General features: G+C 72.1%; 12 protein-coding genes. All 12 read right to left on the bottom strand.

The features are described from left to right. Positions 1-66: 66 nt before the first annotated feature. The gene (locus tag H295_RS48035) at positions 67-1,422 is read right to left on the bottom strand and encodes a glycosyltransferase 87 family protein (RefSeq protein WP_020138467.1); all 1,356 of its coding nucleotides are present in this window, start codon (positions 1,420-1,422) and stop codon (positions 67-69) included. Continuing rightward, a complete protein-coding gene (mptB, locus tag H295_RS0126935) occupies positions 1,419-2,819 on the bottom strand; it encodes a polyprenol phosphomannose-dependent alpha 1,6 mannosyltransferase MptB (RefSeq protein WP_020138466.1) in 1,401 nt (466 codons plus the stop codon). The genes H295_RS48035 and mptB overlap by 4 nt, the downstream gene beginning before the upstream one ends. Before the next feature lie 143 nt (positions 2,820-2,962). Then, positions 2,963-3,892, bottom strand: a complete 930-nt coding sequence (locus H295_RS0126930) for a glutaminase (RefSeq protein ID WP_043218048.1) — start codon at positions 3,890-3,892, stop codon at positions 2,963-2,965. A gap of 56 nt (positions 3,893-3,948) precedes the next feature. Continuing rightward, a complete protein-coding gene (aspA, locus tag H295_RS0126925) occupies positions 3,949-5,361 on the bottom strand; it encodes an aspartate ammonia-lyase (RefSeq protein ID WP_020138464.1) in 1,413 nt (470 codons plus the stop codon). Between the two features lie 142 nt (positions 5,362-5,503). Then, a complete protein-coding gene (locus tag H295_RS0126920) occupies positions 5,504-6,520 on the bottom strand; it encodes an asparaginase (protein ID WP_020138463.1) in 1,017 nt (338 codons plus the stop codon). Positions 6,521-6,647: 127 nt separating this feature from the next. Beyond that, positions 6,648-8,102, bottom strand: coding sequence for an amino acid permease (locus H295_RS0126915; protein ID WP_020138462.1), 1,455 nt, complete (start codon positions 8,100-8,102; stop codon positions 6,648-6,650). Continuing rightward, positions 8,099-8,836 (bottom strand): FadR/GntR family transcriptional regulator, encoded by a 738-nt coding sequence (locus H295_RS0126910; RefSeq protein WP_078616757.1) that lies wholly within the window; start codon positions 8,834-8,836, stop codon positions 8,099-8,101. Before H295_RS0126910 ends, H295_RS0126915 begins: the two co-directional genes overlap by 4 nt. Before the next feature lie 828 nt (positions 8,837-9,664). Then, positions 9,665-10,501, bottom strand: coding sequence for an undecaprenyl-diphosphate phosphatase (locus H295_RS0126900; RefSeq protein ID WP_020138459.1), 837 nt, complete (start codon positions 10,499-10,501; stop codon positions 9,665-9,667). Positions 10,502-10,575: 74 nt separating this feature from the next. Further along, positions 10,576-10,950, bottom strand: a complete 375-nt coding sequence (gene crcB, locus H295_RS0126895; RefSeq protein ID WP_020138458.1) for a fluoride efflux transporter CrcB — start codon at positions 10,948-10,950, stop codon at positions 10,576-10,578. Continuing rightward, entirely contained in the window at positions 10,947-11,339 is a 393-nt protein-coding gene (locus H295_RS0126890) for a DUF190 domain-containing protein (protein WP_020138457.1), read from the bottom strand. The genes crcB (H295_RS0126895) and H295_RS0126890 overlap by 4 nt, the downstream gene beginning before the upstream one ends. After that, positions 11,336-11,791, bottom strand: a complete 456-nt coding sequence (crcB, locus tag H295_RS0126885) for a fluoride efflux transporter CrcB (protein ID WP_028809787.1) — start codon at positions 11,789-11,791, stop codon at positions 11,336-11,338. Before crcB (H295_RS0126885) ends, H295_RS0126890 begins: the two co-directional genes overlap by 4 nt. A gap of 167 nt (positions 11,792-11,958) precedes the next feature. Further along, positions 11,959-12,921, bottom strand: coding sequence for an SMP-30/gluconolactonase/LRE family protein (locus H295_RS0126880; RefSeq protein WP_020138455.1), 963 nt, complete (start codon positions 12,919-12,921; stop codon positions 11,959-11,961). Positions 12,922-12,926: the final 5 nt, after the last annotated feature.

The raw sequence follows: 12,926 nt of genomic DNA, 5'->3' as shown, positions 1-12,926 counted from the left end.
CCGCCGGGGCGACCGCACGCTCGTCGTGACGGTGATGAACCCCCAGTCCGGTGGCGGATTCACGGTCTACGAGGAGGCGCGCGCGCTGCTCGACTGGGGGTTCGCCGCGGCCGGGCGGGTCGATCCGGTGGGCTCCCTGGACGCGCTGCGGGTGCGGCCCAGGCCGGGGCCCGCGGCCGTGCCGGTCGCGGCGGCGGTGTCGCCGCCGGCCGCGGGGCCCGGCTGGCTGGAGACCTGGGCCATCCTGGGCGCGGCCGGGCTCGGGGCGGGGTCGATGGCCCTGGCGCTCAGGGCCAGGTTCGGGCGGGCGGCCCGGGGCTGACCGACCGGCAGCCACAGCAGCAGGCCGAGGGTGATCCACGCGTAGGTGTTGCTGCCGAGGAAGCCGTCGACGCCGGACGCGTCGTCGAACCACAGCCACACCACGCTGGTGCACAGCACGGCGTACAGGGCGCCCGCCACCCGCGGGTGCCCCGCGCGCACCAGGACGGCGAACGAGGGCAGCAGCCACACCAGATGGTGGACCCAGGTGATCGGGCTGACCAGGCAGGCGGTGAGCCCGGTCAGTGCGAACGCGGCCGTCCAGTCCTGTGCCGCGGCGGCCCGGCGGGCCCGTACGGCCCACACGCACAGGGTCAGCAGCACGGCCACGGCCCACACCGCGCGGTCCGTTTCGCCGAGCCGGGCCAGGATGCCCTGGAGCGACTGGTTGGAGACGTAGTCCAGGCGGCCCACCCGGGTCGTGTCCCACATCGCGTCGGTCCAGTAGAAGCGGGAGGCGTCCGGGGCCACGACGGCCGCGAATCCGGTCGCCGCCAGCGCCACCACGGTGGCGACCGCCGCCGTGCGCCAACGCCTGGTGACCAGGAGCAGGCCGATGAAGAGAGCCGGCGTGAGCTTCACGGCGGCGGCCAGACCGATCCCCACGCCGGCCAGACGTCCCCGGCCGGTCGCGAGCAGCCGGGCGTCGACGAGGACGAGGGCCAGCAGCAGCAGGTTCACCTGACCGAAGCTGAAGGTGTCGCGCAGCGGTTCGAACAGCGCGAGCGCGCAGGCGCCCAGAGTGCAGCCGTACCAGCCGAGGCGCCGCCAGGCGCGGCCGGTGAGCAGGCGCACGACCAGGGCCAGCGCGGCCAGGTTGAGCAGCAGGCCGACGACGATGGCCGTGCGCAGGCCGAGCAGGGCCATGGGCACCATGACGACGGCCGCGAACGGCGGGTAGGTGAAGCCGTACGGCGTCCCCGGGACCCGGTAGTCGTAGAGCCGTCCGCCGTGGTGGATCCAGGTGTCGACGGCTCCGTGGTAGACGCGCAGGTCGAACCAGTCGCGCAGCAGCGGCACGGTCGCCGTGAACGCGGTGACGGCGGCGGCGACGGTCAGGACCAGGAGCAGCCGGCCGTGGTCCGTGCCCGGCGCCCTCACGCCGCGTGTCCCGTCGCGGCGCGCGCGGTCTGGTGAGCCTGGACGAGGACGACCAGGGCGAGCACTCCGCCCGAGACGGCGAGGACCAGTTGGCCGCCGTCGGCGGGGCCGCCGCTCGGCAGGGTGGCGAGGGCGAGGACCCCCGTCAGGGCGGCCACCCGGTCGCGTACGGAGGCACTGGGTGCGGCGGCCGCTATCAGGAACAGGCCCCACAGCGCATACCAGGGGCGGATCGCCGGGCCGAGGGCGGCGACGGTGGCGAGGCTGAGGCCGAGGGCGTAGACCGGCCGTGGGCGAAGGCGCAGCCAGGTCCAGGCGATGAGGGCGACGGCGAGGACGATGCCGAGGGCGTGCCAGGCGGGGACGGCCAGCGGGGCCAGGTCGCTGCCGAGCCGCTTCAGCAGGGCCGCGGTGGCGCGGCCGAGGAGGGTGGTCAGGGCCCAGTTGCCGGACGACACAGGGGTGTTGAGGGCGCCTATCCAGCCGTAGCCGGTGCCCGCCACGGCCGTCACGGCGACCGTGGTGGCGGCGGCCGACGCGGCGGCGGTGAGGACGGCTCGCGCCGGACGGTCGCCGGCCCGGATCCGCAGGACGACGATCGCCGCGAGCCCGAGCACGGCGGGCGCCTTGACGAGCGCGGCCAGTGTCACGAGGACGGCTCCAAGGACCGGCCACCTCCCCAGCGCGGCGACCAGTCCGAGGCCGAGCAGTCCCAGCATCACGGCGTCGTTGTGGGCGCCCGCGACCAGGTGGAGCAGGACGAGCGGGTTGAGGGCGCCGAGCCAGAGCGCGGCGGCCGGGTCGGCGCCGCTGTGCCGGGCGAGCCGGGGCAGGGCGGCCGCCATGAGGGCCACGCCGAGCAGGGCGACAAGCCGCATCCCGAACAGACCGGCGGGCAGTTCGCCCCGGGACGCCTTGGCGAGGGCGGAGGCGAGGCCGAGGAACACGGGCCCGTACGGGGCGGCCGTGTCGCGCCACATGGGGGCGACCTCGTCGGCGAGAGGGCCGCCGAGGAGGGCCGGGCCGTGGGTGTAGACGTCCATGTGGGCGTCGGCCATGGCGCCCTGGGCGAGGTAGCTGTAGACGTCCCTGCTGAACAAAGGCGGGGCGAGCAGCAGCGGGGCCGACCAGACGGCGAGGACGACGATGAGCTCACGGGTGCCGGGCCGGGTGGCGGGGTCGCGCACCAGACGGCCGAGCAGCAGCCAGGCCGCTATCAGGAGCACGACGCCGAAGTAGACACCCACCAGCCCCAGCGCGGCCTGCGGCGAGGCCGGGGCGAGGAGCTCACGCACGGGCAGGGCACCCGCGGTCTCGCCCCCTGCGGCGAGAAACGCGGTGCCGGCCAGACCGAGGACCTGGCAGCGGCGGAGATCGACGGGGACGTTGGCCAGCACGTGGGCAGCGTGGCAGTCGAGGGTGGCGGGGAGGCGACAGGGTGGCGACCGGAGTGTGACCGGTGCGGGCCGGTCGCTCGCACCCGGCGGCGCTCTCGGAAGACGGCGCTCCCGGATGGTGGCGCTCTCGGAAGGTGGTGCTCTCAGAACACCGACAGGCCCGTCAGGGTCGTGAACCTGTCCAGGGCCGCCACGCCCGCCACCGAGTTGCCGCGTTCGTCCAGGCCCGGGCTCCAGACGCACAGGGTGCAGCGGCCCGGTACCACCGCGATGATGCCGCCGCCCACGCCGCTCTTGCCGGGCAGGCCCACCCGGTAGGCGAAGTCGCCCGCCGCGTCGTACGTGCCGCAGGTCAGCATGATGGCGTTGATCTGCTTGGCCTGGCTGCGGGTGAGGAGGCGGGTGCCGTCGGCGCGGATGCCGTGGCGGGCCAGGAAGCCGGTGGCGAGGGCCAGGTCGGCGCAGGACGCCCGGACCGAGCACTGGCGGAAGTACTGGTCGAGCAGGGCGGGGATGTCGTTGTCGATGTTGCCGTACGCGGCCATGAAGTGGGCCAGGGCCGCGTTGCGGTCGCCGTGCGCCGCCTCGGACGCGGCGACCTCCTCGTCGAAGTCCAGGTCCGGGTTGCCGCTCTCCTCGCGCAGGAAGGACAGGAGTGCGCCCGCCGCGTCCGCGGTACGGCTGTGCAGGCGGTCGGTGACGACCAGGGCGCCCGCGTTGATGAACGGGTTGCGCGGGATGCCGTTCTCGTACTCCAGCTGAACCAGGGAGTTGAAGGGGTTGCCGGAGGGCTCGCGGCCCACGTGCTCCCAGAGTTCGTCGCCCTCGCGGGCCAGGTCGAGGGCGAGGGTGAACACCTTGGTGAGGGACTGCGTGGAGAACGGCTCGCGCCAGTCGCCGACCCCGTACACCGTGCCGTCCAGCTCCGCGACGGCCATGCCGAAGCTGCGCGGGTCGCAGGCGGCGAGCGCCGGGATGTAGTCGGCGGCGCGGCCGCGGCCCGGGGTCCGGGCGATCTCCTCGGCGATGCGCTCCAGGACCGGCTGGAAGGTGAGCGACGACGTCGTTGTCATGATCACTATTGTGCCTCCGGGCCGGTCGTGGAGCGCATCGCGGCAGGTGAGGGCCGTCAGGCCGCGGGCGAGCCACTGCCGGCGAGGATCTCCGGACGCAGCAGGTCGGCGAGGGTCTCGGCGGGCAACAGGCCCTTCTCCAGGACGAGTTCGGCCACCCCGCGGCCCGTGGCGAGGGCCTCCTTGGCGATGTCGGTGGCGGCCGTGTAGCCGATGTGCGGGTTGAGGGCGGTGACCAGGCCGATGGAGTTCTCGACGGTCCGGCGCAGCACCTCGGTGTTGGCGGTGATGCCGTCCACGCAGCGCTCGGCGAGCGTCAGACAGGCGGCGCGCAGGTGGGTGACCGACTCGGACAGGGAGTGCAGGATGATCGGCTCGAAGGCGTTGAGCTGGAGCTGCCCGGCCTCCGCGGCCATGGTGATGGCGACGTCGTTCCCGATGACCTCGAAGGCGACCTGGTTGACGACCTCGGGGATCACCGGGTTGACCTTGCCGGGCATGATCGACGAACCGGCCTGCACGGGGGGCAGGTTGATCTCGCCGAGACCGGCCCGCGGACCCGACGACAGCAGCCGCAGGTCGTTGCAGCTCTTGCTCAGCTTGACCGCGATCCGCTTCAGTACGCCGGACATCTGGACGAACGCCCCGCAGTCCTGGGTGGCCTCGACCAGGTTGGCCGCGGTGACCAGCGGCAGCCCGGTGATCCCGGCGAGGTGACGGCGGGCCGACTCGGCGTACCCGACGGGAGCATTGAGTCCTGTCCCGATGGCCGTGGCGCCCAGGTTGATCTCATGGATCAACTCGACGGCCTCGTCAAGACGGCTGCGGTCCTCGTCCATCATGACGGCATAGGCCGAGAACTCCTGACCGAGCGTCATGGGCACCGCGTCCTGCAACTGTGTACGGCCCATCTTGAGCACATCACGGAACTCGACGGCCTTACGGGCGAAGGAGTCCTGGAGTACAGCCATCGCCTTGAGCAGTCCATGCACCGCGAAGACCGTCGCAATCTTGACGGCGGTCGGGTAGACGTCATTGGTCGACTGCCCCAGGTTGACGTCCTCGTTGGGGTGCAGGAACGAGTACTGCCCCTTCTCGTGCCCCAGCAGCTCCAGCGCCCGGTTCGCGATGACCTCGTTGGCGTTCATGTTGGTGGAGGTACCGGCGCCGCCCTGGATCACGTCCACCACGAACTGGTCGTGCAGCTTCCCGTCCCGGATCTCCCGGCAGGCCTCGACGATCGCGGCCGCCTTGCGGGACTCCAGCAGCCCCAGCTCCTCGTTGGCAAGCGCGGCGGCCTCCTTGACGGCGGCGAGGGCGTCGATCAGGTGCGGGTAGGCGGAGATCGGGGTGCCGGTGATGGGGAAGTTCTCGGTGGCCCGCAGGGTGTGGACACCCCAGTAGGCGTCGCCGGGTACGTCCCGATCACCCAGCAGGTCGTGCTCACGGCGGCTGATGACGGCACTCATGAGGGTAGGTCCTTCTTCTGAGAGAGGCTCAGGTAGGTTTTTTTCAGGGGCGCGGGGCTATGTTGGAAATGCGGCTCCGCCGCGCGGGCGCGACGAGCCACGACGGGCCCGCACCCGCGATCCGACAGGGACGACCGAGCTCTCAGGCGCAGGCAGACACAGAAACGGGGTCGAGCGAACGAACGGGCCGCACAGACCCGACCTCAACGCCGCCCCCGAGCAACGCCTCCCCCTGGAACTCCGTGAGCAGGTCCCCCGGGACACCCGCACGGGCAAGCGCCGCCGCGGCCACCGGAATCCGCGCCCGGTTCGCCCCGTCGGAGATCTTGACGGCGACGGCCCGCCCGTCGGGAAGGGCCGCGACCTCGACGCCCTCGAACCCGTCCTTGGCCAGCAGCCCCGGCACCGCCCGCATCAGCGCGGCCACATCGCGCCCCGCCCCGGACGCCATCTCCGGATGCGCACGCATCGCGTCGGCGAGCCGCGCCTCGGGCGTACCGGGAGCCGCGGACGTGATCCGGGCGGCGGCCCTCGCGAGGCCGTGCAGGGAGACGGAGAACAGCGGCGCACCGCAGCCGTCGACCGTCACGCGCGCGATCCGCTGCCCGGTCAGGTCCTCGACGATCTCGGCGATCGCCTGCTGGAGCGGGTGCGCGGGGTCGAGGTACCCGTCCAGGGGCCAGTCGTTGAGCACGCAGGTGTACAGCATCGCCGCGTGCTTCCCGGAGCAGTTCTGCGCGAGCCGGGAGGGCCCGCGTCCGTCCCGGATCCACTCGTCCCGCACCGCCGGACCGAACGGCATGTCCGGGACGTTGCGCAGGGCGGCCTCGGTGATCCCCGCCAGGTCCAGGATCCGGCGCGCCCCGTCGAGGTGGCGTTCCTCGCCGGAGTGGCTGGCGGCGGTCAGCGACAGGAGCTCGCCGTCGAGGGGCAGCCCGGCCCGGACCATGGCGACGGCCTGGACCGGCTTGAGCGCCGAGCGCGGGTAGAACGCGGCCTCGATGTCACCGAGCTGGAAGCGGACCTCCCCGTCCCGGCCGAGGATGACGACGGATCCGTAGTGGGTGCCCTCGACCAGGCCACCGCGGATGAGGTGGGCGACGGGAGCGTGGAGGGGCTCACGGACAAGGGGTGCGTCCGCGACGGAACTGCTGAACATCACTGCCTGTTTCTCGGGAGGCGCCACGCGGGTGGCGTGTCGGCGCCGGTGGATGTGGAGTCTCGGTCGCGCGCGAGCATGCACGCGTGGACGCCGGCGGGGTCGGCCCCGGCGTCCACGCGTTCACTCACCCGTCGACGCCGGTGGATTCGGTTGCGGTGGATGTCCGGGCGACCCGGCCGCGGACGGCGAACCAGCCGGCGACGAGGGCCGCGACGATCAGCGGGAGACACAGCACGGTGGTGCGGCCCGCGCCGCCGTCGGCGTACATGAGGACCAGGACGGAGGCGAGGAAGGCCAGCGTCACGAGTTCGGTCCAGGGGGATCCCGGCAGCCGGTAGCCGGGGCGGGTCAGGTCGCCCTTCTCGGTCTTCTGCCAGAAGAGCAGGTGACAGATCATGATCATGCCCCAGGTGGCGAGGATGCCGATGGCGGCGAAGTTCAGCACGATCTCGAACGCGTCGGAGGGGACGACGTAGTTGAGGCCGACGCCGAGCACGCAGATGCCGCTGGTGAGCAGGATGCCGCCGTAGGGGACCTGGCTGCGGCTCATCACCCCGGTGAACTTCGGGGCGGAGCCGGACATCGCCATGGAGCGCAGGATGCGGCCGGTGGAGTACAGGCCGGAGTTGAGGGAGGACATGGCCGCGGTGAGGACGACGAGGTTCATCACGCCGCCGGCCGCCGGAATGCCGATGTTGGACAGGACGGTCACGAAGGGGCTCTCGCCGGCCGTGTACTTGTTCCAGGGCAGCAGCATCGAGAGCAGGACGACCGAGCCGACGTAGAAGAGGCCGACGCGCCACATGATCGAGTTGATCGCCTTGGGCATGATCTTCTCGGGGTTCTCGGTCTCGCCCGCGGCGACGCCGACGAGTTCGACGGAGGCGTAGGCGAAGACGACGCCCTGGATGATCAGCAGCATCGGCAGCATGCCGTTGGGGAAGACGCCACCGTTGTCGGTGATCAGGGCCGGGCCGGGGTGGTGGCCGTCGATGGGGTGCTGGGTGGCCAGCAGGAAGATGCCGATCAGCATGAACGCCACGAGCGCGCTCACCTTGATGATGGCGAACCAGAACTCCAGCTCGCCGAACATCTTCACGGAGATGAGGTTCACCGTGAGGACGACGGCGAGGGCGATGAGCGCGAGCGTCCATTGCGGGATGTCGGCGAACATGCCCCAGTAGTGGGTGTAGAGGGCGACCGCGGTGATGTCGGCGATGCCGGTGGTGGCCCAGTTCAGGAAGTACATCCAGCCGGCGACGTACGCGCCCTTCTCGCCGAGGAACTCCCGGGCGTACGACACGAAGGCGCCGGAGGAGGGCCGGTAGAGGACGAGTTCGCCGAGCGCGCGGACGACCAGGAAGGCGAAGACACCGCAGACCGCGTAGGCGATGAACAGGGAGGGGCCGGCGTCGGCGAGGCGGCCGCCGGCGCCGAGGAAGAGGCCGGTGCCGATCGCGCCACCGATGGCGATCATGTTGACGTGTCGGGACTTCAGCGACTTGCTGTAGCCCTCGTCTCCGGCGTCGACATGGCTGGAACGTTTCCGCACATCGTCGTGCAGGCTCTGCTCGCTCACGCCTGGGCTTCGCTTTCCTTGGAGGGGTCCGCATCCGTGCGCGGGGAACGCACGATGTCGGTGAGGGTGGTCTCGACGCGGTCGAGGTGGTGGGACATCGCCTCGACCGCGTCGTGCTCGGAACCGTCGATCAGCGCCTCGACGATCGCGCGGTGCTCGCGGTTGGACTGCTCGCGGCGGCCGCCCAGTTCGTTGAGGAAGGCCGACTGGCGCGCCAGTGCGTCGCGGATCTCCTCGATGACCCGGCGGAAGACCGGGTTCTGGGCGGCCTCGGCCACGGCGAGGTGGAAGAGGGTGTCCATCGCGACCCATGCCGTGGTGTCGGTCTCCCGTTCCATCCGGTCCAGGAGGTGGGCCAGGTGGTCGAGGTTCTCCGGGGTGCGGCGGTTGGCCGCGTACCCGGCGACCGGGATCTCGACGTGCCGGCGGACCTCCAGGAGGTCGCTGGCCGCGTAGTCGCCGAAGGTGGGGTCCTCCACCGCGTCGGCGACGACGAAGGTGCCCTTGCCGGTCTTGGAGACGGTCAGCCCCATGGTCTGCAGGGCCCTGAGGGCCTCACGCAGCACTGGCCGGCTGACCTCCAGGGTCCGGCAGAGCTCCGCCTCGGAGGGGAGCTTGTCGCCGATGGCGTACTCCCCGCGCTCGATGGCGCCACGCAGGTGCGCCAGGACGGCCTCCATGGCGCTGACGCGTCGCGGAGGCTGACTGGCTGTCCGGCTGTCTGACAGGTTCACGGGAGAGATACTCCGGGCGACGAGAGGGTGCTGTCAAGAGTCCGGGGCGCTCCGGGATGCCGGGGTGGTGGGTGCCTCGCGACGGGGGCGGCATTGCCAAGGGCGAGCAGGACCTCGGCCGAGCGGACCGAGCCCCGGGCGACGTGGGCGTGCTCGGCGTGGCCGACGGGGCGGGTGGGACGCGGCGGCAGGGCGACGGCGTGCACTGACGCGGGCGGAGATGTCTGGGGGCAGGGCCGGGGCTACGCGGAGTGGACAGAAGACGGCACCGCCACAGGCCGACGGCTCCGCAGCGGCCGGGCCACAGGCACAGGCATCACGTGGCCCTGCAGGGCATGGACGAGGTGGAGGCGGCTGCACCGACGAGGCAACGGCCCGGTGAACGCCCTGCCCGGCGGGAGCAAGGACGCGGGGCAAAGCCGCATCACCACCAGGACAGAGGACGGGCGGCGACGCCGAACAGGCCGGTGCAGCGCAGCGACCGGGCCACAGTCACAGGCATCACGTGGCCCTGCAGGGCATGGACGAGGTGAAGGCCGCTGCACCGACGAGGCAACGGCCCGGTGAACGCCCTGCCCGGCGGGAGCAAGCACGCGGGGCAAAGCCGCATCACCCCCAGGACAGAGGACGGGCGGCGACGCCGAACAGGCCGGTGCAGCGCAGACGGGGTCGCCGTCTCCTGGCGACAAGGCGCAGGCATCGGCGGACCTTCCGCTGCACCGACGCTCACCCACGCCACACGGCCGGCACAGCACAGGCGCGGGGCGGGGTCGCAGGCCCGCGGCTCCAGCGGCGCCATGTCGGGAGCGCCCCCGCCCCCGTCCCGGTTCAGCCGGACAGCGTCCCCGTGGCCAGCAGGCCGAACAGGAGGACGCCGACGACGAGGCGGTAGATCACGAAGGCGTTGAAGGAGTGCTTCGCCACGAACTTCAGCAGCCAGGCGATGGAGGCGTAGGCGACGACGAAGGAGACCCCCGTGCCGACGGCGAGCGGTGCCGCGCCCACGCCCGTGCCCAGGGCGTCCTTGAGCTCGTAGATCCCGGCGCCGGTGAGGGCGGGGATGCCGAGGAAGAAGGAGAGGCGGGTCGCGGCGACGCGGTCCAGGTCGAGAATGAGGGCCGTGGACATGGTGGCGCCCGAGCGGGAGAAGCCGGGGAACAGCAGGGCGAGGATCTGCGAGCTGCCGACCAGCATGGCGTCCTTGAAGGAGGTGTCGTCCTCACCCCGCTTGTGTCGGCCCATCTGGTCCGCCGCCCACATCACCCCGCTGCCGACGATCAGCGAGCCCGCGACCACCCACAGGGAGGCGAGCGGCCCCTCGATGAGCGGCTTGGCGGCGAGGCCGACGACGACGATCGGGACGGTCGCGGCGATCACCCACCACGCGAACTTGTAGTCGTGGTGGTAGCGCTCCTCCTTGTGGACGAGCCCCCTCCCCCACGCGGAGACGATCCGCACGATGTCCTTGAAGAAGTAGACGAGCACGGCGGCGATCGCGCCCACCTGGATGACGGCCGAGAACCCGACGACGGCGTCGTCGTCGACGGGGATGTTCATGAGCCCCTCGACGATCTTGAGATGGCCGGTCGAGGAGACGGGCAGGAACTCGGTCACCCCCTCGACGGCTCCGAGGACGACGGCCTGACCGACGCTGATGACGCTCATGGGATCCAGTTCTTCTCAGGGGAAGGCAGGTGCGGAGGGCTCAGTCTTACTACACGCGGGCGAGGACGGAATTCCTACGCCCACACCACCTGCGCCAACGCGACGCCCGCGAAGGCTGCCCCCAGACCTGCCACGAGGCTCGCGGCCACGTTCGCGGCGGCGTAGAAGCGCGCCCCGGTCTCGGCCAGCCGCAGGGTCTCGTACGAGAACGTCGAGTACGTCGTCAGCGCCCCGCACAGCCCGGTGCCCAGCAACAGCTGGAGGTGGGACCCGGCGGCCCCCGCCGCCGCGGCGCCGGTGAGCAGGCCCAGGATCAGGCACCCCGTGACGTTGACGGCGAAGGTGCCCCAGGGGAAGACCGAGTCGTGCCTCGACTGGACGGCCCGGTCGGTGAGGTAGCGGAGCGGGGCACCGACCACGGCACCCGCGACGACCAGCAGCCAGTTCACAACGACTTCTTACCCTTCATGCCCGTTCTGCCCCGGTTCGGCTCCTGGCGGTCGTCGCGGCCGACGTACCGGATGACCTCGCACGCGTCCAGGGTCACCAGTCCCTCGGTGACGAGTTCGTCGAGCTGCGGCAGGAACTCCCGTACGCGCGTCTCGGTGTCGACGATGACCACGGCCACCGGCAGGTCCTCGCTGAGGGACAGCAGCCGGGAGGTGTGGATCAGGGAGGACGCGCCGAAGCCCTCGATGCCGCGGAAGACGCTGGCTCCGGCGAGCCCGGCGGCGTGCGCGCGGTGCACGATCTCGGAGTAGAGGGGCTTGTGGTGCCAGGTGTCGTTCTCGCCGATGTGGACGGTGAGGCGCAGCGCGCTGCCGGTGAGCCTCGTCATGGCTGCCTCCGCTTCAGGACGCGGCGGGCCGCCGTGGACGCCAGCCACACCGCCGTGAGGGCCGCGAGCAGGGTCGCGGCGAGGTAGGCCAGGCCCGTGAGGGGCCGGCCGTGGTCGACGAGTTTCTGGATGTCGACGGCATAGGTGGAGAAGGTGGTGAAGCCGCCGAGGACACCGGTGCCGAAGAACGGGCGGACCAGGCGGTGGGCGGCCCACACGTCGGTGATGACGACCATGAACACGCCGATGACGGCACAGCCGACGACGTTGGTCCAGAAGGTCGCCCAGGGGAACTGGCCCGGGTGCGCGGGCCAGTGCAGCGCGAGGGCGTAGCGGGCCGTCGCGCCCAGGGCGCCGCCGAGGGCGACCATCGCCACCACGGGCGCCTGGCCCTGCCACGGGGACTGCCGTGGGGGCCGCGCGGGGGCGCGGAGGCTTTCCGGGGCTGTCATCGTGGTGTCTCTCCTACTCGCCGGTGCCCGGGCGTGCGGGCGCGCTCCATCGCAAGTAGGGACCGTTGGCGGCACCTTCGCCGCGGTTCGGGTACGGCGGGCCCCACCGCCGCGTCGCGACGGTGATCGCGACCGAGGACCAGGGTAACGCCGGGGCCCGGCCGGGGTCACTTCGCGGCGGGCGGCTCGCACAGCGCGATACCGCGCTCCCACAGGCTGCCCAGGACCAGGTGGCCGGAGGCCTCGCACACGCTGGTGACCATGCGGAACCGGGAGCGGCGGCGGGTGAGGTGGTGGACGGTGCGGCCCTCGTCGTCGACCGCGAGCATCCCGACGAAGCCGGTGGGCCGGTACGGGGCGCCCACGGCGACGCGGGCGGCGGCTCGGCGGACCGGCGGCGCGGCGCGGTGCAGCAGGTCGAGCGGCGGGATCCGGGGTCCGGCGAGGGAGACCCAGATCGGTCCGTCGGGTCCGCCGCGCCAGATGTTGTCGGGCATGCCGGGGAGGTTCTCGGCGAGGGGTTCGGTGCGGCCCGCCCGAGGTCCGTCGAGCCAGTAGCGGGTGAGGCGGCGGGCGCCGGTCTCGGCGACGACGAGGAAGGACTCGTCGGCACTCGCCGCGAGGCCGTTGGCGAACTGGAGCCCCTCCAGGAGGACTTCGGGGGTGACATCACCGGGGGCCAGACGCAGCAGCCGCCCGGTCCCGGTGTGTTCGACGATGTCGCCGATCCACTGGTCGAGGGGGTAACGGCGGCTGGAGACGGTGAAGTACACGCTGCCGTCGGACAGCGCGACCACATTGCTGGTGAACCGCAGCCTCTCCCCCGCCACCTCGTCGGCGACCACGCGCACCGAGCCGTCGGTGAGGTCGACGCCGAGGAGTCCGCGTTCCGCGTCGCACACCAACAGGGAGCCGTCCGGGAGGAGTTCGAGGCCAAGGGGCCTGCCACCGGTGTCGGCGAGGACCTCGACACGGGGTGCGACGGGTTCCGTCAGGCCGTCGACGCGCAGGATGCGGCCGTCCGCCACGCCGGTCAGGACCCGGCCCCGGCCGTCGGCGACGACATCCTCGGGACCGTGGCCGCCGAGGGCGACGTAGTGGCGTGGGGTCAGTGCGGTGGGACGGTCCATGTGCT

Source organism: Streptomyces sp. 351MFTsu5.1 (assembly GCF_000383655.1).
GTDB lineage: Bacteria > Actinomycetota > Actinomycetes > Streptomycetales > Streptomycetaceae > Streptomyces > Streptomyces griseorubiginosus.
This window is presented reverse-complemented; position numbering and strand designations above follow the sequence as displayed.